23 protein-coding genes are annotated in these 22,794 nt (G+C 59.5%); 10 read left to right on the top strand and 13 right to left on the bottom strand.

The genetic code is table 11. The features are described 5' to 3' along the window. Window positions 1-66: 66 nt before the first annotated feature. A complete protein-coding gene (locus ACP7E6_RS11870) occupies window positions 67-537 on the top strand; it encodes a MarR family winged helix-turn-helix transcriptional regulator (protein ID WP_426229985.1) in 471 nt (156 codons plus the stop codon). A gap of 86 nt (window positions 538-623) precedes the next feature. On the opposite strand, the gene ACP7E6_RS11865 is transcribed toward ACP7E6_RS11870, so the two are convergent. From ACP7E6_RS11865 to ACP7E6_RS11835, 7 genes are all read right to left on the bottom strand, one after another. After that, the gene (locus ACP7E6_RS11865; RefSeq protein WP_426229984.1) at window positions 624-2,819 is read right to left on the bottom strand and encodes an esterase-like activity of phytase family protein; all 2,196 of its coding nucleotides are present in this window, start codon (window positions 2,817-2,819) and stop codon (window positions 624-626) included. 213 nt (window positions 2,820-3,032) lie between these two features. Further along, window positions 3,033-3,305 (bottom strand): DNA-binding protein HupB, encoded by a 273-nt coding sequence (gene hupB, locus ACP7E6_RS11860; protein WP_037107702.1) that lies wholly within the window; start codon window positions 3,303-3,305, stop codon window positions 3,033-3,035. A gap of 230 nt (window positions 3,306-3,535) precedes the next feature. After that, entirely contained in the window at window positions 3,536-5,956 is a 2,421-nt protein-coding gene (gene lon, locus ACP7E6_RS11855) for an endopeptidase La (RefSeq protein WP_426229983.1), read from the bottom strand. 469 nt (window positions 5,957-6,425) lie between these two features. Next, window positions 6,426-7,703, bottom strand: a complete 1,278-nt coding sequence (gene clpX, locus ACP7E6_RS11850) for an ATP-dependent Clp protease ATP-binding subunit ClpX (RefSeq protein WP_426229982.1) — start codon at window positions 7,701-7,703, stop codon at window positions 6,426-6,428. Between the two features lie 299 nt (window positions 7,704-8,002). Further along, window positions 8,003-8,635 (bottom strand): ATP-dependent Clp endopeptidase proteolytic subunit ClpP, encoded by a 633-nt coding sequence (clpP, locus tag ACP7E6_RS11845; RefSeq protein ID WP_426229981.1) that lies wholly within the window; start codon window positions 8,633-8,635, stop codon window positions 8,003-8,005. A gap of 270 nt (window positions 8,636-8,905) precedes the next feature. Then, entirely contained in the window at window positions 8,906-10,465 is a 1,560-nt protein-coding gene (locus ACP7E6_RS11840) for a phospholipase D family protein (RefSeq protein WP_426229980.1), read from the bottom strand. 18 nt (window positions 10,466-10,483) lie between these two features. Continuing rightward, a complete protein-coding gene (locus ACP7E6_RS11835; RefSeq protein ID WP_426123600.1) occupies window positions 10,484-11,332 on the bottom strand; it encodes an endonuclease/exonuclease/phosphatase family protein in 849 nt (282 codons plus the stop codon). Window positions 11,333-11,548: 216 nt separating this feature from the next. On the opposite strand from ACP7E6_RS11835, the gene ACP7E6_RS11830 reads away from it, so the two are divergent. Beyond that, the gene (locus tag ACP7E6_RS11830; protein WP_426229979.1) at window positions 11,549-12,796 is read left to right on the top strand and encodes a cytochrome P450; all 1,248 of its coding nucleotides are present in this window, start codon (window positions 11,549-11,551) and stop codon (window positions 12,794-12,796) included. A 39-nt stretch (window positions 12,797-12,835) separates the two neighbouring features. Here ACP7E6_RS11830 and ACP7E6_RS11825 read toward each other — a convergent pair whose 3' ends face one another. The 4 genes from ACP7E6_RS11825 to ACP7E6_RS11810 all read right to left on the bottom strand — a co-directional run bounded on the left by ACP7E6_RS11825 (window position 12,836) and on the right by ACP7E6_RS11810 (window position 15,991). Further along, on the bottom strand, window positions 12,836-13,681 hold the full coding sequence (locus ACP7E6_RS11825) for an oxidoreductase (protein ID WP_426229978.1): 846 nt from the start codon (window positions 13,679-13,681) through the stop codon (window positions 12,836-12,838). Window positions 13,682-13,750: 69 nt separating this feature from the next. Next, window positions 13,751-14,095, bottom strand: a complete 345-nt coding sequence (locus tag ACP7E6_RS11820; RefSeq protein ID WP_426229977.1) for a cupin domain-containing protein — start codon at window positions 14,093-14,095, stop codon at window positions 13,751-13,753. 55 nt (window positions 14,096-14,150) lie between these two features. Next, the gene (locus tag ACP7E6_RS11815; protein WP_426229976.1) at window positions 14,151-15,431 is read right to left on the bottom strand and encodes an O-acetylhomoserine aminocarboxypropyltransferase; all 1,281 of its coding nucleotides are present in this window, start codon (window positions 15,429-15,431) and stop codon (window positions 14,151-14,153) included. Between the two features lie 131 nt (window positions 15,432-15,562). Further along, window positions 15,563-15,991: a CoA-binding protein gene (locus ACP7E6_RS11810; RefSeq protein ID WP_426229975.1), complete on the bottom strand. Its 429-nt coding sequence runs from the start codon at window positions 15,989-15,991 to the stop codon at window positions 15,563-15,565. 231 nt (window positions 15,992-16,222) lie between these two features. Between ACP7E6_RS11810 and ACP7E6_RS11805 the strand changes: the two genes are divergently transcribed. Genes ACP7E6_RS11805 through ACP7E6_RS11795 form a run of 3 tightly spaced genes read left to right on the top strand, consistent with a single transcriptional unit; the run spans window position 16,223 to window position 17,630 of the window. Then, window positions 16,223-17,059, top strand: coding sequence for an EamA family transporter (locus ACP7E6_RS11805; RefSeq protein WP_426229974.1), 837 nt, complete (start codon window positions 16,223-16,225; stop codon window positions 17,057-17,059). A gap of 50 nt (window positions 17,060-17,109) precedes the next feature. Beyond that, window positions 17,110-17,364 carry a type II toxin-antitoxin system Phd/YefM family antitoxin gene (locus ACP7E6_RS11800; protein ID WP_426229973.1) on the top strand — a complete coding sequence of 85 codons (255 nt, stop codon included), beginning with the start codon at window positions 17,110-17,112 and terminating at the stop codon, window positions 17,362-17,364. Next, the gene (locus tag ACP7E6_RS11795; protein WP_426229972.1) at window positions 17,361-17,630 is read left to right on the top strand and encodes a Txe/YoeB family addiction module toxin; all 270 of its coding nucleotides are present in this window, start codon (window positions 17,361-17,363) and stop codon (window positions 17,628-17,630) included. The genes ACP7E6_RS11800 and ACP7E6_RS11795 overlap by 4 nt, the downstream gene beginning before the upstream one ends. Window positions 17,631-17,633: 3 nt before the next feature. On the opposite strand, the gene ACP7E6_RS11790 is transcribed toward ACP7E6_RS11795, so the two are convergent. After that, window positions 17,634-18,455, bottom strand: a complete 822-nt coding sequence (locus ACP7E6_RS11790) for an enoyl-CoA hydratase (RefSeq protein WP_426229971.1) — start codon at window positions 18,453-18,455, stop codon at window positions 17,634-17,636. Between the two features lie 163 nt (window positions 18,456-18,618). Between ACP7E6_RS11790 and ACP7E6_RS11785 the strand changes: the two genes are divergently transcribed. The 3 genes from ACP7E6_RS11785 (at window position 18,619) to rpsI (ending at window position 20,217) form a co-directional block, all read left to right on the top strand. After that, window positions 18,619-19,050 (top strand): PaaI family thioesterase, encoded by a 432-nt coding sequence (locus tag ACP7E6_RS11785; protein ID WP_426229970.1) that lies wholly within the window; start codon window positions 18,619-18,621, stop codon window positions 19,048-19,050. Between the two features lie 226 nt (window positions 19,051-19,276). Further along, window positions 19,277-19,741, top strand: a complete 465-nt coding sequence (rplM, locus tag ACP7E6_RS11780) for a 50S ribosomal protein L13 (RefSeq protein WP_060641245.1) — start codon at window positions 19,277-19,279, stop codon at window positions 19,739-19,741. Between the two features lie 2 nt (window positions 19,742-19,743). After that, window positions 19,744-20,217: a 30S ribosomal protein S9 gene (rpsI, locus tag ACP7E6_RS11775; RefSeq protein ID WP_426229969.1), complete on the top strand. Its 474-nt coding sequence runs from the start codon at window positions 19,744-19,746 to the stop codon at window positions 20,215-20,217. Window positions 20,218-20,327: 110 nt separating this feature from the next. On the opposite strand, the gene ACP7E6_RS11770 is transcribed toward rpsI, so the two are convergent. Further along, window positions 20,328-20,789: an Lrp/AsnC family transcriptional regulator gene (locus ACP7E6_RS11770; protein WP_426229968.1), complete on the bottom strand. Its 462-nt coding sequence runs from the start codon at window positions 20,787-20,789 to the stop codon at window positions 20,328-20,330. Between the two features lie 122 nt (window positions 20,790-20,911). On the opposite strand from ACP7E6_RS11770, the gene ACP7E6_RS11765 reads away from it, so the two are divergent. After that, window positions 20,912-21,703 carry a phenylalanine 4-monooxygenase gene (locus ACP7E6_RS11765; RefSeq protein ID WP_426229967.1) on the top strand — a complete coding sequence of 264 codons (792 nt, stop codon included), beginning with the start codon at window positions 20,912-20,914 and terminating at the stop codon, window positions 21,701-21,703. 90 nt (window positions 21,704-21,793) lie between these two features. Further along, on the top strand, window positions 21,794-22,750 hold the full coding sequence (gene speB / locus ACP7E6_RS11760) for an agmatinase (protein WP_426229966.1): 957 nt from the start codon (window positions 21,794-21,796) through the stop codon (window positions 22,748-22,750). Window positions 22,751-22,794 lie beyond the last annotated feature (44 nt).

The raw sequence follows: 22,794 nt of genomic DNA, 5'->3' as shown, positions 1-22,794 counted from the left end.
GACTTGACTAGGCTACCAACAATACCGTCATTTGACATGGCCCCTCATAATATCCATATAAACATCATGAAATCCACATTCGAAGTCTCCGACAAGCTCTTTGAGCTCTACCATCGCGTTCACCGCCTCATCAACGAATCGATGACGGAGGAAGGCGTGTCGTTGGCGCGTAGCAAGTTCCTGTTTTTCCTGAGCAAGCTAGGTCCCTGCCGGTCGACCGATATTGCCTGTGCCCTGAATTTTGCGCCGCGAACGGTGACGGAAGCCATCGACGGGCTGGAGCGAGACAAGCTGGTGGTGCGCAAGCCCGATCCGGAAGACCGCCGTGCCAAGATCGTTTCGATCACCGATGTCGGCCGCGTCGTTCTCGAAGCCGCCGAACATCCGCGCAAACAGCTGATCGAGGAAATCTTCTCTGCACTCGACGATCAGCAGCTCGACCAGATGCACGACATCGTCAGCCGGCTGGTGGCCAAGGCAGATGAAATCCGCAAACGCAAGGAAGCGGAAGGAAACGGCGAAACTGCAGCCGAATAGCGCGTCTTTCGCCGACCTCAACAGGTACAAATGGAAAAGGCCGGAACATCATGTTCCGGCCTTTTCCGCTCTCAATACCGACGCAATCACATTGCGTTCATTGTACCGATCGAGAAGAACAGGGTTTCGCCCGAGGAGCCGTCGACACCGTCGTTGTCGGTAACGACATAGCCATTGCCGGCTGCATCGACGGTGAAGCCTTCGACCTTGTCGACGACGTAGCCATTGGTGGCTGACTTCAGGTCGGGAACGAGGTCGCGGACCTCTTCCTTCTTGACGACAGGCAGGTCACCGCCGAGCTTGGCCGGCTTCAGCTCGGCAAGCGCGACGCGGTAGAGCTTCTTGAGCTTGGCGGCATCGCCGACCAGGTTGTCCCGCTCGATGATGTAGGCGTAATCGCCGCTGGCGGTGATTTCGGAAAGACCGACCCAGCCTTCTTCGGTCTTTTCGAGCGGATAGCGCACGGCGCCCCATTCCTTCGAGGACGGCTTGTAGGAAACGAGCTTCACAAAGCCCTTTTCGTCATCGCCCCATTCGCGCTGCATGGCCATCCACAGAACCTGGTCATCGCCTTCGCCAACGCTGGTGATGCCTTCGAAGCCAAAGCGCTTCTCGCCGGCGCGCAGCTCGGCGGGAATGGCGATTTCCTTCTCGATCTCACCCTTCTTGTTCACGTGAATGATGGCGTGACCGACGAGCTTGTCGGCATCGCCTTCATTGGCGAGCCAGAAGCCGCCCTCGCCGTCCGGCGTCAGACCTTCGCTGTCAAGCTTCTGTGCGGCAGCGCCGTTGCGCGTGATGCGCAGGGCATCGACGATTTTCGCCGGCTTTGCGGTTGCGTCGATCGTGAAGATCGTCGGCTGCGAGGCGTAGAACGAATCGTTGACGGCGTAGAGCATGCCCGGCTTGTCCTTGACCGGAGCAAGGCCGGAAAGCGCGCCGAAGCCGATCAGTTCGCCGTCCTTCTCGGTGGAGACGATCTGCGGATAGGCAGCTTCGCCTTCCGCACGCTCATAGATCATGACGTGCGAACGGGCGCCGCCATCTTCGACGAGGTCGGTTTCGTTGGCGGTCACGAACAGGTTGCGGCTCGCAATGGCAACGGCACCTTCAGGGCCGATGCCCGACGGCAGAAGCTGGAGAAGCTCCGGCTCGGCGCCAGTGTCCTTGTAGACGCCGACGACGGACGCACGCTCGGCAAGCACGAACAACAGATTATCGTCGCCGAACTTGGCGGCTTCCAGGCCTTCCGGTTCGACGCCCTTCTTGTTGCGCTTGTCCGGGTAGTGACCAATTTTGGCGATCTCGTGCTCGAAGCCGGCGCCGTTCTCGTAAAGAACCTTGCCAGTCTTGTCGAAGATGGTGAAGCCGCGGGCGCCGCCCTTCCAGTCGCCTTCGTTGGCAACGACGAAGCGGTCGTCGTCCAGCCACTTCACGGCGTCGGGTTCGCGGGCGACATCCTTGATCTCGCCGGTGAACTTCAGTGCACCGTCCTTCTTGGTGTCGATGCCTTCAAGGTTGACGGTACCGGCGGAGAAATGGCTCTTCACGGTGCCGGTCTTGCCGTCGATGATGACGATGTAGTTGTTTTCCTGCAGCGTCAGCGCGATCTCGTCCTGGCCGTTGAAGGCGACGAATTCCGGCTCCGGATCGTCGCCGGCGACATCGGCAAGTCCGGTCAGCGTGACGTGCTTGATCGAGCCGCAATCGACGACGCCATCCTTCAGCGACAGGATCACCAGATCGCCGGCCGGCATCTGCGGGATGTCGCCGTCATTGACCTCTTCGTCGCGCTCGTTTTCGATGGCGATCGCGGCAATCGTCTTGTCCTTGTTGAGGGCGATGGAGTCCGGCTGGCCGCCGAGGTCGCAGGTCGTATCGATCGCCTTGGAAGCGATATCCACCTGCGCCAGGATGCCCGACGGCTTGACGAAGCTTTCGCGCGTGTTGATCGCGACCAGCGCCTTGCCGGCGGCGATGCTCACCGAGGTCGGCTCACCGTCGAAAGCGACGGACCCACCGGCCTTCGGGGACTTGGCATCGGTGATATCGATAAAGCCGATCGCCTTGTTGGGGCTGTCGGAATAGACCAGCGTGTTGCCGTCCTCGCTGGCGGCGATGATTTCGGCCGAGGTGACGGACTTCTTATCAACACCTTCAGGCAAATTGCCGGCGACGGCGAAGGAGGCAATACGATTGAATACGGGTTCTGCGCTGACGGCTGACGCGGTCGAGGCGGCAAGCACGGCAGCGAGTGCTGCGGTGAGCGAAAATGTCTTCACGGGATGTCCCTCCTGATCAATGAATATGGAAGGGGTTTTGAGCGTGCAGTGTAACACCCGCATGACAGCCAAAGCATATTAGAAATCGGTCGCCAACCCGAAGCCAGGCAAAGGCTTCAAACGAAAAGAGGCCCGGGAAAACCCGGGCCTCAAATCAACCTGCTCTCGAACCGTTGGCGTCTTCGCCACGGTGCTGCAGACGAAACATGAAACTTAGTTCACGGCGTCCTTGAGACCCTTGCCGGCCGAGAACTTCGGCACGTTGCGGGCTGGGATATCAACTTCTGCGCCAGTGGACGGGTTACGACCCTTGGATGCTTCGCGGCGGCTGACCGAGAAGTTGCCGAAGCCAACGAGGCGAACGTCGCCGCCGTTCTTCAGTTCTGCCTGGATAACGTCGAAGATTGCATCAACTGCAGAAGATGCATCTGTCTTCGAGAGTCCGGCCTTCTCGGCAACTGCGGACACGAGCTCATTCTTGTTCATGTTTCCACCCCTTTCAATACTGGTTCGAAACGACTCAATTTTCAAGCCGAGGGCAGCATACGCGCCACCCCCGCCTTGGCAAACCCAATCGCTCCGAATCCCATGGAATGCAAGGCTTTGCGAAGGGTTTTACATAAAAAAGACCGGCAAAAATGCCGGTCTTCCACTGTTTCCGCTTCAAATCAGTGCACAACCTGCGGCAGGCACCAGTTCGCGCTCAAGTCAAGTGCCTAGTGGGCAATCAGCGCGCCGGCGTCGTCAGCCGGATCGGTTGCCGCAACAGGCACCGCCTGCTTGGCCGGATCCCACTCGATCGCGACCGGAACCCGCAGCAGTGCATGCTGCAGAACCTCGCCAATATGCGAGACCGGAACGATCTCCATATTGTTCTTCACGTTGTCCGGAATGTCAGCCAGGTCCTTGGCGTTTTCTTCCGGGATCAGCACCTTCTTGATGCCGCCGCGAAGGGCTGCGAGCAGCTTTTCCTTCAGGCCACCGATCGGCAGGACACGGCCGCGCAGGGTGATTTCACCCGTCATCGCCACGTCCTTGTTGACGGCAATACCAGTCATGATCGACACGATTGCCGTTGCCATGGCCACACCTGCGGACGGACCGTCCTTCGGTGTCGCGCCTTCCGGCACGTGCACATGGATATCGCTCTTGTCGAACAAGGGCGGCTCGATGCCGAAGTCGATCGCGCGGGAGCGGACGTAGGATGCCGCAGCCGAAATCGATTCCTTCATCACGTCGCGCAGGTTGCCTGTCACCGTCATGCGGCCCTTGCCGGGCATCATGACGCCTTCGATGGTCAGAAGCTCGCCGCCGACTTCCGTCCAGGCGAGACCGGTGACGACACCGACTTGGTCGGTGCGCTCGGCTTCGCCGTGGCGATAGCGTGGAACACCAAGATAGTCGTTGATGTTCTCGGCTGTCACTTCAACCTTGTCGGTGCGACCCTTGAGGATTTCCGTGACGGCCTTGCGGGCAACCTTCATCAGCTCGCGCTCAAGGCTACGCACACCGGCTTCGCGGGTATAGGTCTGGATGATCGCCGACAAGGCACCGTCGGTGATCGAGAACTCTTTCGACTGAAGCGCGTGGTCGGCAATCGCCTTCGGCAACAGGTGCCGCTTGGCGATTTCCAGCTTTTCTTCTTCCGTGTAGCCGGCGATACGGATCACTTCCATGCGGTCCATCAACGGGGCCGGGATATTGAGCGTGTTCGCCGTGGTGATGAACATCACGTTCGAAAGGTCGTACTCGACCTCCAGATAGTGGTCCATGAACGTCGAGTTCTGTTCCGGATCCAGCACCTCCAGGAGAGCCGACGACGGATCGCCGCGGAAATCCTGGCCCATCTTGTCGATTTCATCGAGCAGGAAGAGCGGGTTGGACTTCTTTGCCTTCTTCATCGACTGGATGACCTTGCCGGGCATCGAGCCGATATAGGTGCGGCGGTGACCGCGGATTTCCGCTTCATCACGAACGCCGCCAAGTGCCATGCGGATATATTCGCGGCCGGTCGCCTTGGCGATCGACTTGGCAAGCGAGGTCTTGCCGACGCCCGGAGGACCGACGAGGCACAGGATCGGCCCCTTGATCTTCTGCGAACGCGCCTGGACCGCCAGATACTCGATAATCCGTTCCTTGACCTTGTCGAGGCCGAAATGATCCAGTTCCAGCACCTTTTCGGCGTGGTTGAGATCGGTCTTGACCTTCGACTTCTTCGACCACGGAATACCGAGCAGCCAATCCAGATAATTGCGCACGACGGTGGCTTCCGCCGACATCGGGCTCATCTGGCGTAGCTTCTTGACTTCCGCATCGGCCTTTTCACGGGCTTCCTTGGACAGCTTGGTCTTGGTGATGCGGTCTTCCAGCTCGGCCATCTCGTCGCGGCCTTCCTCGCCGTCGCCAAGCTCCTTCTGGATCGCCTTCATCTGTTCGTTCAGGTAATATTCGCGCTGGGTCTTTTCCATCTGGCGTTTCACACGCGAACGGATGCGCTTTTCGACCTGCAGAACCGAAATCTCGCCTTCCATGAAGCCGAGCGCCTTTTCAAGACGCAGCTTGACGCTGGTCGTCTCAAGCATTTCCTGCTTTTCGACGATCTTGATGGAGAGATGCGATGCAACGGTATCGGCGAGCTTCGAATAGTCTTCGATCTGGCTGGCAGCGCCGACGACTTCCGGGGAAATCTTCTTGTTGAGCTTCACATAGCTCTCGAATTCGGACACTACCGAACGGCTCAGCGCCTCGACCTCAACCGGATCTTCTTCCGGCTCGGACAGCGGATGGGCCATCGCTTCATAGAATTCCTCGCGGCCGGTATAGCCGTCGATCTCGGCGCGTGCACGGCCTTCGACCAGAACCTTGACGGTCCCGTCGGGTAGCTTTAACAGCTGCAGCACGTTGGCGATGGTGCCGATCTGGTAGATCGCAGCCGGTTCCGGATCGTCGTCGCTGGCATTGATCTGGGTGGCAAGCATGATCTGCTTGTCGGTACCCATGACTTCTTCCAGCGCGCGGATCGATTTTTCACGGCCAACAAAGAGCGGCACGATCATGTGCGGGAATACCACGATGTCGCGCAGCGGCAGCACCGGATAGGTCGCGCTCTCGATTGCCGGAGACGTTTTGCTCGTCATGTCATTTCCTTTCCGTCCCGTTTCCGGGCGCGTTACCCGAAGCGTTCAAGGGCGCTTCCGGTCCTCATTCTTTCCACTGTCAGGTGGAGTGTGTGACGTCTGTTTTCAACCCTTTGCCGACTACCGACCTGGGAGGCGGCGGAGCCGGATAGTAAACGGCATCTGACTGTTGCGGGCCTTGCCGCGAGAGTGAACGCACACGCTTCGTGCCGGGACACATCGACACAGAATCGTTACATAATCGCGTTGTTGTCTGCTTTTAGCAATCGCTGATTCTCTCGAATATTCCTTCGGCGGCTAAGTCCGGTGATCAGGCTTTCAGCAGATGCATATCCGCAATATTTGCAGGGCTGACCTGCACATATTGCTTATGTACACCCTGCCCTTCCGGGACAGACCAAGCCTTTCAGCATATGCCGCATAAAAAAGGCCCGCACATGGCGGGCCTCTTCAAAAGACGCAGGTCCGATCAAGCCGAAACGTTGGCCTTTTCCTCGGAACGTTCCGAGTAGATGTAGAGCGGACGGGCCGAGCCCTTGACCACCTCGTCGGAGATGACCACTTCGCGGACGCCTTCCAGCGTCGGCAGTTCGAACATCGTGTCGAGCAGGATCTTTTCCATGATCGAGCGCAGGCCACGGGCACCGGTCTTGCGGATGATGGCGCGCTTGGCGATTTCGCGCAGCGCATCCTCGTGGAACGTCAGTTCCACATCTTCCATCTCGAACAGGCGCTGGTACTGCTTGATCAGCGCGTTCTTCGGTTCCGACAGAATCTGGATCAGCGCCGGCTCGTCGAGATCCTCGAGCGTTGCCAGAACAGGCAGACGGCCGATGAATTCCGGGATGAGGCCGAACTTGACCAGATCTTCCGGCTCCAGTTCGCGCAGGACTTCGCCGACGCGGCGATCTTCCGGAGACTTCACCGAAGCGCCGAAACCGATCGAGGTTTTTTCGCCGCGTGCCGAAATGATCTTGTCGAGGCCAGCGAATGCGCCGCCGCAGATGAACAGGATATTGGTCGTGTCAACCTGCAGGAATTCCTGCTGCGGATGCTTGCGGCCACCCTGCGGAGGAACGGATGCGACCGTGCCTTCCATGATCTTCAACAATGCCTGCTGCACGCCCTCACCCGAAACGTCCCTGGTGATCGACGGATTGTCGGACTTGCGCGAGATCTTGTCGACTTCGTCGATATAGACGATGCCGCGCTGCGCACGCTCGACATTGTAGTCGGCAGCCTGGAGAAGCTTCAGGATGATGTTTTCGACATCTTCGCCGACATAACCGGCTTCGGTCAGTGTCGTAGCATCAGCCATCGTGAACGGCACATCGATGATGCGGGCCAAGGTCTGGGCAAGATAAGTCTTGCCGCAACCGGTCGGGCCGACGAGCATGATGTTCGATTTTGCAAGCTCGATGTCGCTTCCCTTCGCGGAATGCGCCAGACGCTTGTAGTGATTGTGGACAGCAACCGACAGGATGCGCTTGGCCTGTTGCTGGCCGATAACGTATTCGTCGAGAACCTTGATGATCTCCTGCGGCGTCGGAACGCCATCGCGGGACTTGACCATCGAGGTCTTGTTCTCTTCGCGGATGATGTCCATACACAGTTCGACGCATTCATCGCAGATGAACACTGTCGGTCCGGCAATCAGCTTGCGGACCTCGTGCTGGCTCTTCCCGCAGAAGGAGCAGTATAGGGTATTCTTGGAGTCACCGCCGTTGCTACCGCTGACCTTGCTCATATCACTTTCCTTCCAGCACGCCGGACACCCAGACAAGGTGTAACGGACTACTCAACCCGCTCCGCACATTTCCGCGTTCATTGCGCAAATGACGGCGCTTTCGGGAGTACGAACCAGCTTCAAACAACCATGTTTGATGTCCGGCAGCAACGAATCTCCCACCGAATACCGAAATGCTAGGACTTCAAACTTCAACATAGCATTAACGGTCGATCTTAACGGCTTTGGTCTGCGGATAAAGCCCTATGACGGTTACAAATGTGTCACAAATGCATCTATCCGCATACAAAAGCTTGAATTCACGCGTCGGACGCTGTTTCCATGGCTTCACGCGATGTGATGACCTTGTCGACGACACCCCAGCTCAGCGCTTCGTCCGCAGTCATAAAGTGGTCACGATCCAGCGTTTGTTCAACCTCTTCCAAAGTCCTGCCCGTGTGCTTGACGTAGACTTCGTTGAGGCGGCGCTTCATTTTCAGGATATCGCGGGCATGCCGTTCGATGTCGGATGCCTGGCCCTGGAAGCCGCCGGACGGCTGATGGACCATGATGCGCGCGTTCGGCGTTGCAAAGCGCATGTCCTTGTGGCCGGCGGCCAGAAGCAGCGACCCCATGGAAGCGGCCTGCCCGATGCACAGCGTCGAGACGGCAGGCTTGATGAACTGCATCGTGTCGTAGATCGCCATGCCGGCGGTAACGACGCCACCCGGCGAATTGATGTAGAGGGCGATTTCCTTCTTCGGGTTTTCAGCCTCGAGGAACAGCAACTGGGCGCAGATCAGCGTTGCCATGTGGTCTTCCACAGGACCCGTCAAAAAGATGATGCGCTCTTTCAGGAGACGCGAAAAGATATCGTAGGAGCGCTCGCCGCGATTGGTCTGTTCAACGACCATCGGCACCAGAGCCATAGCGGTATCAACGGGATTTCTCATGTCAAACCTTTGTCTATCTGGCGCGCAAACCCTCTTGCACACCGGGAATCATCGGGAATATCTCTTGTCCATACATAGAGTGTCCAAGTACCCGACTTCAAGTCGCGAAGTCTTCATAACGTTAATACACGTCCCGGAGCGGAACGTTGCCACCGTAGCGTCCGCAGGATCGTTTAGCGAGTTCTAACGGTCAGGATAGGTGCAAACCGCGATTTCCGCTTTTCCACACAGGCTTTGGCGCATTCGGAGTGAAAAATCGGTAAATGCGGATCAAAGTTGCGATTCGATCGGCAGAATACGGATGATCCCGGCCGTCAGCCGCCGCCAGAAACCGGCTTCCGGTTCGCGGCGAAGGACGCGCGCGCCATCGCCTTCACGGTCGTGCCAGCGCAAGCGTCCCTTTTCGAGCGACAGGCGGAAGCTGTTGTCCGGGCTGGTTTCCGCGTCGAAAATCGCCTCGACCTCCCGCACCAGCGCCGGATGGGTGAAGAGCACGCCCATTTCCGTATTCAGAGATGCCGAGCGGGGATCGAAATTCATCGAGCCGACAAAGCCGGTTTTTCCATCGACGGTGAAAGCCTTGGTGTGCAGACTGGCGCCGCGCGAACCGAACAGCGACATCCGCTGGGGATCGCCGATTTCGTGCGTTGCCTTCAGTTCGAACAGGACCGCCCCGCCGCGTAGCAGCGCCTTGCGGTAGTTGGCATAGGCGCCATGGACGGCAGCGACGTCCGTGGCGGCCAGCGAATTGGTCAGCACCTCGACCTTGACCTGCCGCTGAACCAGCCGGGTGATTTCCGCAATCCCTTGCGCACCGGGGATGAAATAGGGGGAAATCACCCGGACACCGTGCTGCGCCGATGTCAGGGCCGGCATCAGTTCGCGCATGACCCAGTTGTTGCGCTTCTGCAGAAATGCTTTTTCCGGCGGATCCGATACCAGCATGGCTGCGCTTGTCCAATGCAGCACCGTCTTGGCGGGCAGCAGGGCGCCGTCCGGTATCATCGTATTGACATGGGCCAGATAATCCCGGCCGCCCGGCGTCGCCGCAATGGTCTCAAGCTTGGCCCTGAAAGCCGGCAGGTAATGGGCGCGCGGCGTGCGCAGCAAGCCGATCGGCACCACGACAGGGCTGTTCCAATAGCGATCGAAGACCGCTGCGGCATCGTCGGCGACAGGGCCCAGCATCCAGACATCGAGATCGCGAAAATTCGACTGTTCATCCGCATCGAAATAGGCGTCGCCGATATTGCGGCCACCGGCGATCACCAGACGGCCGTCGGCGATCCATTGCTTGTTGTGCATCCGCCGCGTGGCGCGGAAGGGCCGCATCATCATTTCCAGCCCGCGCTTCAACCGATCGGTGCGTGCGCGGCTTGGATTGAACAGCCGGACCTCGATATTTTCATGACCATCCAGCGCCAGGCACATGCGGTCGTGCAGGCCGGCATTGATATCGTCGAGGAGAAGCCGCACGCGCACACCGCGATCGGCTGCCGCCAGCACTTCGCGTATCAGCATCCGTCCGGTCAGGTCGTTCTTCCAGTAATAATATTGCAGATCGAGGCTGCGGCCGGCCCTGCGGGCCGATAGGGCCCTCAGCGCGAAGGCAACCATATTATCGGAGATCAGCGAAATTCCGTTCAGGCCGGCGTGCTCGTCCAAAAGCGGCGCGGCCAGCCGGTCGATTTCCGTCTGGCCAGCCTCCGGCTGCAGGGCGGCCGATTCCGGCCCCTGAAGGTGGCGTCCGAAGCGGCCATAGGTGTAGACGGCAACCAACGCCAGAAGGCCGAACACGGAAGCGGACAGAGCGACGATATGGGCACGCATGCTATGACGGCCTGTTGGTCATGATTGAGCGGCGGAAACCGATTCGATCGGGTTTCCCTCGCCAACCGCGGCCTTGAGATCGATATAGGCCTTGATCGGCAGGTGATCGGAAGCGACACGGGAAAGCGGTGTATTGTGTACCTCCACGGCGGTGACCAGATTGTGCGGGCTGCCCATCACCCGGTCGAGCGCCAAAAGCGGAAAGCGCGAGGGGAAACTCGGCACCGCCGTTGCTGCGTGATCAAAGATGGGGCTGAGCGAACTCAGCGCCGAGCGGCGTCCCATGCGCCACTCGTTGAGATCGCCGATCAACAGCGTCGGCCGCTCTTCCGCCTCGCTGATGGCGGCGATGATCGCTTCCGCCTGGCGGGCGCGCGAATGCCTGAGCAGACCGAAATGCGCGGCAATGATGCGCAGCGGACCGGCCTTCAAATCGAGATCGACGACCAGAGCGCCGCGCGGCTCGACACCGGGCAGCTTCAATTGATGAACCTTGGCGACGGCGCCCTCACGCAAAAGAAGCACATTGCCGTGCCAGCCATGCCCCTTGGCGGAGAAGGCGGCGATCGGCACCGCGATCAGGTGACAGTCGCGATGCAGCCGTTCAAGATCGAGCAACCCTGCCCGTTCGCCAAACCGCTGGTCTGCCTCCTGCAGCGCGATGATGTCGGCGCCGATCTCGCTGATCACGTCGGTGGTGCGGCCGGGGTCGAAGCGCTTGTCGGTGCCGACGCATTTGTGAATGTTATAGGAGGCAATCACCGTGTCGCCCCGTTCGCCTGCCGGATCTCTGCCCGCCAGCGACACGCGCTTTCCGCGGATGGCGGCCAGAATGCCCTTTGACAGGCTGGTATGCGACGATGCCATAGTCTCTCTCTGGTCGTTGCCGTTCATCATCCATGACATAGACATGTCCCACCGCAAGGCAAGACAGTATCCGGCATAAGCATGTTTTTCGTGACCTGAGCGACGATTTTACGGGGTAGGAAAATCTGGTAGCCGCAAGACAATTTCCTTGTCGGGCGCGCTGTAGTGACCATAAATCGCGGTGTAGTCCGCCATTTCATCCAGTGAGAATGCAAAATGCCCGCGCCATCAGCCATTTCCATCACGCCTGCGACCCGCACCGCCAGTATCGACGTTCGCGATCCCGGCTTTTACAAAAACCCGCTCGCCACCTACGCTGCCCTGCATGCGCAATGTCCATCGTTCTTTTGGGAAGAGCAGCAGCAATGGTATTTTGCCGGTTATGACCAGGTGAACAGCCTGCTGCGCGATCGCCGCTTTGGCCGGCAGATCCTGCATGTGGCGACCCGCGAGGAGCTGAACTTGCCGGAGCCCAAGCCGCATCTGGCAGATTTCGACCGGCTGGAGGCCCATTCGCTGCTCGAGCTCGAACCGCCGGCGCATACCCGGTTGCGCACGCTGGTCAACCGCGCGTTCGTCTCGCGCCAGATCGAACAGCTGAAGCCCGAGATCGCCGCCCTCTCCCATTCCCTGATCGACGGTTTCGAGAAAGACGGCCAGGTCGAGCTTCTGAAGACCTATGCCGAAATCGTTCCCGTCACGGTGATCGCGCGCATGCTCGGCGTGCCGCTGGATATGGCGCCAAAACTGCTGGACTGGTCGCACCGCATGGTGAAGATGTATGTGTTCAATCCGTCGCTGGAGACCGAGCACGATGCCAACCGGGCCTCGGCCGAGTTCGCCGATTACCTGAAGGGAATCATCGACTGGAAGCGCCAAAATCCGGCCGACGATCTTTTGACCCACATGATCACCACCGAAAAGGACGGCGAGCGGCTGTCCGACGACGAGCTGATCTCGACAGCGGTGCTTCTGCTCAATGCGGGACATGAAGCCACCGTGCATCAGCTCGGCAACGCCGTGCGCACCCTGCTTGAAACCGGCACATCGGTAAAAGACGTGTTTTCCAGCGACACGGCCACCGAGCGAACCATCGAAGAAACGATGCGCTATGCTGCGCCACTACACATTTTCCAGCGATACGCGCTCTCCGACATCGAACTCGACGACGGCATCAGCCTGAAAAAAGGTGACAAGATCGGCCTTCTGCTGGGCGCTGCCAATGTCGATCCGAAGAAATTCTCCGATCCCTTGAGCTTCCAGCCCGAGAGAAACGAAGGCGCCCATGTCTCCTTCGGTGCCGGCGTGCATTTCTGCATCGGCGCACCGCTTGCACGGCTGGAGCTGAAACTGTCGCTGCCGATCCTGTTCGAGCGGCTGCCGGGTCTGAGGCTCGCGGCCGAACCACAGGTCAAGGACAGCTATCACTTCCACGGACTGGAGCGGCTAGACTTGGCATGGTAGAGAAAGCGGCGCGGCTCTCACGCCGCGCCAGATCACTTTTTACTCCGAAAAATCAGCCCCTTCCGTTACATCGGCCCAGGCTTCGAAATCGCGGCGCAGCGTCTCGATCTTGGCCCGGCCGCCGGCCAGCGCCGCCTTGCCCAAAAGCAGGCGTAGCGGCGGATTTTCGGCTTCTACCGCTTTGATGATGGCCTTGACGGCGCGTTCCGGATCGCCCGCCTGCTTGCCGCTGCGTTCGCGGATAACCGAGGCGTTCTTGCCCGCCGTATCGCGATAGTCGTCGATCGTTTGCGGCGCCTCGCTGGCCGAGCGTCCCGCCCAATCGGTTCGAAAACCGCTGGGCTCGACCAGAAGAACCTTGATGCCGAGCGGCGCGGTCTCCAGAGACAAAGCCTCCGACAGGCCTTCGACAGCGAACTTGGTGGCGTTGTAGAAGCCGACTGCAGGTCCGCCGCGAATGCCGCCGATCGACGATATGTTGACGACGGTGCCTGAACGCTGCTTGCGCATCGCAGGCAAGACCGCCCTGGTCATCGCGGCGAGGCCCCAGACGTTGATTTCGAACATGCGGCGGACTTCGTCCAGTTCGCTTTCCTCGACCGAGCCGAAATAGCCGATGCCGGCATTGTTGACGAGCACGTCGATCCGGCCGAAACGGGCAAGGGCTGCCTTGACGGCGGCTTCGACCTCTTCGGGCTTGGTGACGTCGAGCTGCAAGGCCAGAGCCTTGTCTTCGTTGCCCTTGACGAGGTCTTCGACCTGCGCCGGATTGCGGGCAGTGACGACGGTCGGATAGCCCAGCGATAGCGTTTGCTGCGCCAGTTCCCGGCCGAAACCGGTCGAACAGCCGGTGATGAACCAGACGGGTTTATCGGCTTGAGACATTGGATTTCTCCTAACGACGGAAAAGACAGCGCATGCCATCTTTGGGTACGCCCATCGGATATAGGAAGGCTAGACCCGAATGACATAGTCCTTGCGAGTCGTTTCAATGACTTCCCAGGTTCCCTTGAAGCCGGGTCTGAGGATCATGCTGTCGCCGGCCTTGAGATGCGTTTCGGCACCGCCGTCTTCAGTGACGATCGAGATGCCGGACAGGATGTGGAAATACTCCCATTCGTCATAGACGATCCGCCATTTGCCGGGCGTCGCCTCCCAGATGCCGGCATAGATGCCCCCTTCGGTTTCCTCGAAATTCCAGGTGCGGAATTTTGGCGCGCCGGAGATCAGCCTGTCCGGTGCCGGGGCGCCGGCTTCGGGCTCGAGAGACGTAGGATCGAATGTCAGCGCGTGGGTCATGAAATGCTCCGCAACGAAAAAGAGATGGCCGGCGAACCGGCCATCTCTGGATGGATCAGGCTTTCGCCAGCGACTGTTCGAGATCGGCGATGATGTCGGCGACATCCTCGATGCCGACCGACAGGCGCACGACTTCCGGACCAGCGCCGGCTGCCGTCTGCTGTTCCGGCGTCAACTGCCGGTGCGTGGTCGAGGCCGGGTGAATGACCAGCGAGCGGGTGTCGCCGATGTTGGCCAGATGCGAAACCATTTCGAGGCCCTCGACGAAACGCTTTCCGGCCTCGTAACCGTCCTTCAGACCGAAGGTGAAGACGGCACCTGCGCCGCGCTTGGAATATCTCTGCTGCAGCGCATGGTTGGCGTCGCTCTCAAGACCCGCATACTTCACCCAGGCAACCTTGTCATGGGCGCTGAGCCAGGTGGCGACGGCAAGCGCGTTGTCGCAATGGCGCTGCATCCGGAGCGGCAGCGTCTCGATGCCGGTCAGGAGCAGGAAAGCGTTGAACGGCGAGATCGCCGGGCCGAAGTCGCGCAGGCCCAGCACCCGGCAGGCGATGGCGAAGGCGAAATTGCCAAAGGTCGCATGCAGTACCATGCCGGCATATTCCGGGCGCGGCTCCGACAGGATCGGATACTTGCCGGATTTCGACCAGTCGAACGTGCCGCCATCGACGATGACGCCGCCCATCGAATTGCCATGGCCACCCATGAACTTGGTCAGCGAATGCACGATGATATCGGCGCCGTGTTCGATCGGCTGGATCAGGTAGGGTGTGGCCATCGTGTTATCGACGATCAGCGGCAGGCCATGTTTCTTGGCGACGGCGGAAATCGCGGCGATATCGACGAAAGTGCCACCCGGGTTGGCGAGGCTCTCGATGAAGATCGCCTTGGTGCGGTCGTCGATCTGGCTTTCGAAGGAGGCGATATCGTTGGTATCCACCCAGCGAACCTGCCAGTCGAACGACTTGAAGGCGTTGCCGAACTGGTTGACCGAGCCGCCATAGAGCTGCCGGGCCGCCAGGAAATTGTCGCCAGGGCTCATGATCGCATGGAACACCAGAAGCTGCGCCGCATGGCCGGAGGCGACAGCGAGCGCTGCCGTGCCGCCTTCAAGCGCTGCAACGCGCTCTTCCAGCACCGCCTGGGTCGGGTTCATGATTCGGGTGTAGATATTGCCGAATGCCTGCAGGCCAAACAGCGAGGCGGCATGATCGGTGTCGTTGAAGACGAAGCTGGTCGTCTGGTAGATCGGCGTTGCCCGCGCGCCCGTGGTCGGGTCCGGTGTTGCACCGGCGTGGATCGCAAGCGTGTTGAAACCGGGTTTGTTCGTCATGGATATGTCCTCCCTTGATCAAGTTCGGCGCACTATTTCAGAGGCAATACCGTGCGGTCAAAGACTGTTTTGCCTGATTTGCACGGCGGACGAGCAAGGAATTCCAAAACGGCGCCAGCGGACCGGGACAATCAGCCGACCAACCGCGGGTATTCGATCGCCGGACAGCGGTCCATCACCACCTGAATGCCATTTTCCTCTGCCTTTGCCGCAGCTTGGTCGTCGCGCACAGCCAGTTGCGCCCAGATGAATTTGGGCCGGTTTTTCAGGGCAAGGATTTCATCGACAAGAGCGGGCAGCGCATTTGCGGCGCGGAAAACATCGACCATGTCGATCGGCTCGGGAATATCGGCAAGCGTGGCATAGACCTTTTGACCGTGGATCTCCTTGCCGGCCTGGCCCGGATTGACCGGGAAAACCGCATAACCCTTGCGCAGCAGGAACGCCATGACGCGATGGCTCGGCCGCTCGGCATTGGGCGATGCGCCAACCAAGGCAATGGTTTTCGTCGAGCGCAGAATGTCGGTCAGATAATAGTCCGGATACACGTCATGATTCATCGTCGAATTCCGCGCTCTGTAATCTTTGCGCCGATAATTGGGACAGCACTCCTACCTGTCAACCGATCACGTTCGGGTTTGCCTGTAAATTCGCGGAGGACAACAGGCTTTGGGTGACCAAATCTGGCCTTCTGTCAAAATCGCATTGCTTTTCACCAGTCACCGCCGCAAAACTCGATCATCGTGTCTTCCCTTCCATCCTCCGTCTTCTCGCATTCCTGAAGGTTTCCCGTGCCTCTCGACGTCATCGCTCTCGTTCTGGTCGGAGCGCTTCTGCATGCGACCTGGAATGCACTGGTCAAGGCGGGGACGGACAAATCGCTTGACGCCGCGATGATCGCGCTGGGTGCAGCCGTCGTCGCTCTTCCCTTCCTGCCCTTCATGCCCTTGCCGCATCCGGATGCCTGGCTGTTCATCCTGGTCTCCGCGCTGTTTCAGTTCGCCTATTTCCAGCTTGTCGCCGCAGCCTACCGCGCTGGCGATATCGGCCTGGTCTATCCGCTGATGCGCGGCGTCGCTCCCTTGCTGGTGGCGGCGACAAGCGGTGCGATCATCGGCGAAAACCTATCCAGCGGCGCAATCGCCGGCGTGCTGACGATCTCGACCGGCGTGCTGACCCTGGCGTTTGAGGCGCGCAAGGGCGGCACGCGTGCCATTCTGCTGGCGCTTGCCAATGCCGTGGTGATCGCCAGCTATACCTATGTCGACGGGATCGGTGCCCGGGTGGCACTCAACCCGATCTCCTACACGCTGTGGATGGCGCTTTTGCCGCCGGTGCTGCTTTTTTCGTGGGCTTTTGCCAAGCGCGGCTTTGCGCCGGTGCTCTTCCACGTGCGTCATCAATGGTGGCGCGGGCTGATCGGTGGCGGCGGCTCGATCGGCGCCTATGGCCTGGCGCTCTGGGCGATGACCAAGGCACCGGTCGCAACGGTCGCGGCGCTGCGCGAAACATCGATCCTTTTTGCCATCGTCATATCCATCGTCTTCCTGAAAGAACGCGTCAGCCTCTTCCGCATCGCCGCCGCTTGCCTGATCGCGCTCGGGGCACTGATGCTGAAGCTGGCTTGAGTAATCCCGAAAAATGAGATATGTACAAGATTCTGTACAGAGGATCTGTCATGAACGTCATCAGCCTATCCGAACTCCGCGCCAACATGGCCAAGCACTTCGACCGTGTCGAAGAGGACCATGACGAGCTGATCGTGACGCGGCAAAACCGCGAACCGATGGTTGTCATGTCGCTCAGCGACTTCGAAGGATGGAAGGAAACGATGTATCTTTTGGCCAATCCGGCGAATGCGAAGATGCTTCGCGAATCAATTGCAGAGCTGAATGCAGGTCATGGCGTTGAGTATGAGCTGATTGAACCTTGAAAGTCCTTTTTTCAAGCAAGGGCTGGGAACACTATCTGTTCTGGGTTGAGGCAGACAAAATAACGCTGCTAAGGATCAATAAACTTATCGAAGAATGCCGCCGCACTCCTTTTTCCGGGCTCGGAAAACCCGAGCCACTTCGTGGAGAGTTCAAAGGGCTTTGGTCGCGGCGTATCAACGAAGAAGACCGGCTGGTTTACCGGGTCATGGGAATAGCTGGAGCGCAAATGGTCGAAATTGTCGCCTGTCGCTATCACTATAAGTGACCGTCAATCCTTCTTCCACTCCGGCGTCCGCTTGCCGAGAACCGCGTCGATCCCCTCCTTGGCATCCGACTTCAGCATATTGTCCACCATCACCCCTGTGGCAAAATCATAGGCCTCGGTGATGCTCATCTCGGCCTGCTGATAAAACGCCCGCTTTCCGATTCTGAGCGCCTGCGGCGACTTCGAAGCGATGACGGCGGCGTATTTGTTGACGACCTGCCGCAGATATTGTTTCGGCACGATGCGGTTGACGAGGCCGAAGTCCTTGGCGGTGGAGGCGTCGATGGTTTCGCCGGTCAACAGCATTTCCATCGCCTGCTTGGGATGGGCGGCACGCGAGACGGCGACCATCGGTGTCGAGCAGAACAGGCCGATATTGACGCCGGGCGTGCAGAACGTCGAGCTATCCGTGCAGATCGCCAGATCGCAGCTTGCAACCAGTTGACACCCGGCTGCCGTTGCCAGACCGTCGATCTCGGCGATCACCGGCTGCGGCAGCTGGTTGATCTTCAGCATCAGATGGGCGCAAAGCCGCAATGACTGTTCGAAGAAGGCCCTGCCCTCGTCTTCGTCGGTGCGATGCGCGGTCAGTTCTTTCAGATCGTGGCCAGCACTGAACAGCGAACCGGACGCCGCCAGAATGACAACCCGGATGTCTTCGGATTGGGCAACGGCATCCAACTCCGCAGTCAGCGCTTCAAGCAGTGCAATCGACAGCACGTTGGCCGGAGGATTGTTGAGGGTCAGGCGCAGCACATTGCCGGAAACCTCGCGCAGCAGCGGGCCACGGGGTTCTTCCTTGTGCAGGGCAACGATATCCGCCATCTCTCTTCTCCTCTGTCTGATCTTTCGTCCGGCTTGCCGGGATCAGCGTTTGGTACGCCGCCCCAAGCAGCGTTTCAAGCTGCCGTGAAACCGATAGGACTTTCGTCCGGCTTGCTTGAGCCACATGCCGGGTTCTAAAACGCTTCAATTCTGGGAGTGAACCATGCCTTTGGAACCGATCCTCACCGTCGCCGATCTCAACCGTTTCCTCGAAACGGATTTTTCCGAGGTGCATACGGACGGCAAGATCTTCGAGGTCATCGCCACCGCCCCGGGCTCTGCGACGATGCGGCTCGATCCGCAGGAAAAGCACCTGCGCCCCGGCGGCACCGTCTCCGGGCCAACGCTTTTCGCGCTCGCCGATGTCACCGCCTATATCGCGCTGCTTGCCCATATCGGCCCGGTGGCGCTCGCCGTCACTACGAATCTCAACATCAATTTTCTCAGAAAACCCCGGCTCGGGCCGCTGCAATGCACCTGCCGAATCCTCAAACTCGGCAAGCGGCTGGCCGTGCTCGATGCCGCGATTTCAGAGCTTAATAGTGATGAGCTGGTTGCCCAAGGGACCGCGACCTATTCGATTCCGCCCAGATAATTTGTGGTATCAAAATACCCCATACCTAACCACCTGTTTTATAAAGGTATTTTTTCGAACCGACAAAATCGGCAATCTTGACCGCATTTCGTCCTTTGCGTATAAGCCGCACCAGATCGCGGTCCCTTGGGGCCGCTTTCATTTTTGGCTGGCTCAATGCCTGCCAAATTCAAGCAACAAGAAACGCCCGGCGGCAACGCATCGGGTTCAAACGAAAGAGTTTAACATGTCAACCTTCGTTCAGAAGCCTGCAGAGGTGGAGAAGAAGTGGATCCTCATCGACGCCGAAGGCCTCGTTGTTGGTCGCGTCGCTTCCATTATCGCCAACATCCTGCGCGGCAAGAATAAAGTCACCTACACGCCCCACGTTGACGATGGTGACAATGTCATCGTGATCAACGCTGAGAAGGCTGTCCTGACCGGCAAGAAGTACACCGACAAGAAGTACTACTGGCACACCGGTTACCCGGGCGGCATCAAGGAGCGCACCGCGCGCCAGATCATCGAAGGCCGCTTCCCGGAGCGCGTTCTCGAAAAGGCTGTCGAGCGCATGGTTCCCCGTGGCCCGCTTGGCCGTCGCCAGATGAAGAACCTGCGCGTATACGCCGGTACAAATCATCCGCATGAAGCACAGCAGCCGGTGACGCTCGACGTCGCAGCGCTGAACAGCAAGAACACAAGGAGCGCCTAATCGTGGCTGATCTCTCTTCTCTGAAAGACCTCGGCACGGCGACTGAAGCAACAGCTTCGGCTCCGGTTCATGTCCGCAAGGTCGACGCCCAGGGCCGCTCCTATGCGACCGGCAAGCGCAAGAACGCCGTTGCCCGCGTCTGGGTCAAGCCGGGCTCCGGCAAGATCACCGTCAACGGCAAGGAATTTGCTCACTACTTCGCACGTCCGGTTCTGCAGATGATCCTGCGCCAGCCGATCTTCGCTGCTGCCCGTGACGGCCAGTTCGATATCGACGCAACGGTTGCAGGCGGCGGTCTTTCCGGCCAGGCCGGTGCCGTTCGTCACGGCATCTCGAAGGCCCTCACCTACTTCGAACCGGGCCTGCGCACGGTTCTGAAGAAGGGTGGCTTCCTGACCCGCGACAGCCGCGTCGTCGAGCGTAAGAAGTACGGTAAGGCCAAGGCCCGCCGTTCGTTCCAGTTCTCGAAGCGTTAATCGTTTCGAAAATTTCGATTTGGAAAAGGCGGGCTTTGTCCCGCCTTTTCTTTGCCTTGCTGGCGCATGCCGTTACCCCAAAACCGCTGCGCACTTTCGGGCGGCATGCGTTACAAAGGCAGTTCCGTCGAAAACTTCAGTTCGCGCAACACGAAGCTCGACACCACCGTGCGCACATGCGGGTTGCGCATCAGATAGCGCGTCATGAACGCCTCGTAGCTTTCCACGTCGCTCGCCCGGATTTTCAGCATGTAGTCGAAGGCGCCGGAAAGTGCATAACACTCCATGATTTCCGGCCGCTCCAGCACCACAGCGGCAAACGAGGCCACCGCCTCCTCGTGATGATCCTCCAGCGTCACATGCGCGATGACGCAGAGTTTCAGATCGAGCTTTCCCGGATCGAGCAGCGTCACCCGCTTGCGGATGACGCCGTCGGCTTCCAGCTCCTGGATCTTGCGCCATGCCGAACTCTGCGACATGCCTGCCTTCTCGGCCAGTTCCGCCAGCGACAGACTGCCATCGGCCTGGACGAGCTGCAAAAGCTTGCGATGGAAACTCCCAGATTCTTTCATAATTTTAGAAATCCCCGAAAAATCCTGCCAGGATTATGGAGATGTCCAGCACGAAAGGAAGAAAAATCCTCCAATCCGGGGGCATAATTGCGAGGAATCATGCATCTGGGAGGATCGATCCGATGACCAAGCAAAGCAGCTACACCGCCAAACTACCCGGCCCGGACGGGGCCTATCCCTACACCGGCGAAGAGGACGCCATCTGGGGCGAACTCTACGAGCGACAGATGAAGCTGCTCGCCAACATGGCCTGCCAGGAATATCTCGATGGGGTGAAGACCCTTGGGCTGAGCCCGGACAAGGTACCGCAGCTTGCCGATGTCGGCCGCCGCCTGCTTGAGACGACAGGTTTCGGGGTCGAAGGCGTGCCGGCGCTCATTCCGCCATCGCGTTTCTACGAATTGCTGGCGCAGGGCAAATTTCCGCTCGCCACCTTCCTGCGCCGCCGCGAGCATATCGACTATATCGAGGAGCCGGACCTGTTCCATGAGGTCTTCGGCCATTGCCCGCTGCTCACCAACCAGAGCTATGCCAATTTCGTCCGCCATTTCGGCGAATCGGCCGTCCGCCTGGGCAAGGGCTATTCCTGGCACCTGTTCCGCATCTTCTGGTTCACCGTCGAATTCGGCCTGATCAACACGCCGCAGGGGCGCCGTTGCTTTGGCGCGGGCATCGTCTCCTCGCCCAGCGAAGCGAAAGCCGCGATGGACGGCAAGGCCTGCGAATTCCGGCCGTTCGATCTGATGAGTGTGCTCAGAACCCCCTACCGCATCGATATCGTCCAGCCGATCTACTATGTCATCGACAGCTTTGCCGATCTTGAGGCAATCGTCGGGCAGGACATCGGCGGCATGATCGACAAGGCCAAATCGCTAGGCGACTTTGCCCCGGCTTTCGAGGCCAAGGCCTCGTGAGCGGCTGATTATCCTGTTGCGGTTCTCTCGGGGTCTTGCCTTCCAGCCGCCGATTGTCCAACGTCTGGCACCCAACAGACGGAACCGATCATGGCCAACAAGACGATAGACCACGCCATCACCGCCACATCGCTGAAGAGCGCCGCCACCGACCCGACCCATGCCGGCATCCTGTCGTTCATGCGGCGCAGATACACCAAGAGCCTGAAGGGCGTGGATGCCGTCGTCTGGGGCATCCCGTTCGATGCCGCGACGTCCAATCGTCCCGGTGCCCGCTTCGGGCCGCAGGCCATCCGCCGCGCCTCCGCCATCTTCGACAATGATCCGCAATATCCGTTCGACCGCGATCTGTTTGCCGACATGGCGACGATCGATTACGGCGACTGCCTGCTCGACTATGGTAATCACAGCAAGACGCCGCCGACAATCGAGCGCGAAGCCGCAAAAATCCTGAACAGCGGCGCGTTTCTCTTGACGCTCGGCGGCGACCATTTCGTTACCCTGCCGCTGCTGCGCGCCCATGCCGCCGTGCACGGGCCGCTTGCCCTCGTCCAGTTCGACGCCCATCAGGATACCTGGGCCGACGAGAAAGGCCGCATCGACCACGGCTCATTCGTCGGACGTGCGGCGCGCGAAGGCCTGATCGACACCGCAGGCTCGATCCAGCTCGGTATCCGCACGCATGCGCCCGACGATTGCGGCATCCGTATTCTCTATGGCTACGATATCGAGGAGATGAGCGCCGGCGAGATTGCCGATGTGATCCTGCATCATGTCGGCGACCGCCCAGCCTATCTCACCTTCGATATCGACTGCCTGGATCCCGCCTATGCGCCAGGCACCGGAACACCGGTTGCGGGCGGCCCGTCCTCGGCAAAGATCCTGTCGGTGATCCGCAAGCTCGGCGCGCTGGTCATCAAGGGCGCCGATGTCGTCGAGGTGGCTCCGGCCTATGACCATGCCGATATCACTGCCATTGCGGGCTCCACCATCGCGATGTATATGCTCGGCCTTCATGCCGAGCAGCTGGCGGAGCGACGCGGATAACGACTGAACCCGCCCTGTTGTCAAACTGATTCAATTGCATGCCA

This window comes from Pararhizobium sp. DWP3-4, from assembly GCF_049898205.1.
Lineage (GTDB): Bacteria > Pseudomonadota > Alphaproteobacteria > Rhizobiales > Rhizobiaceae > Pararhizobium.
This window is presented reverse-complemented; position numbering and strand designations above follow the sequence as displayed.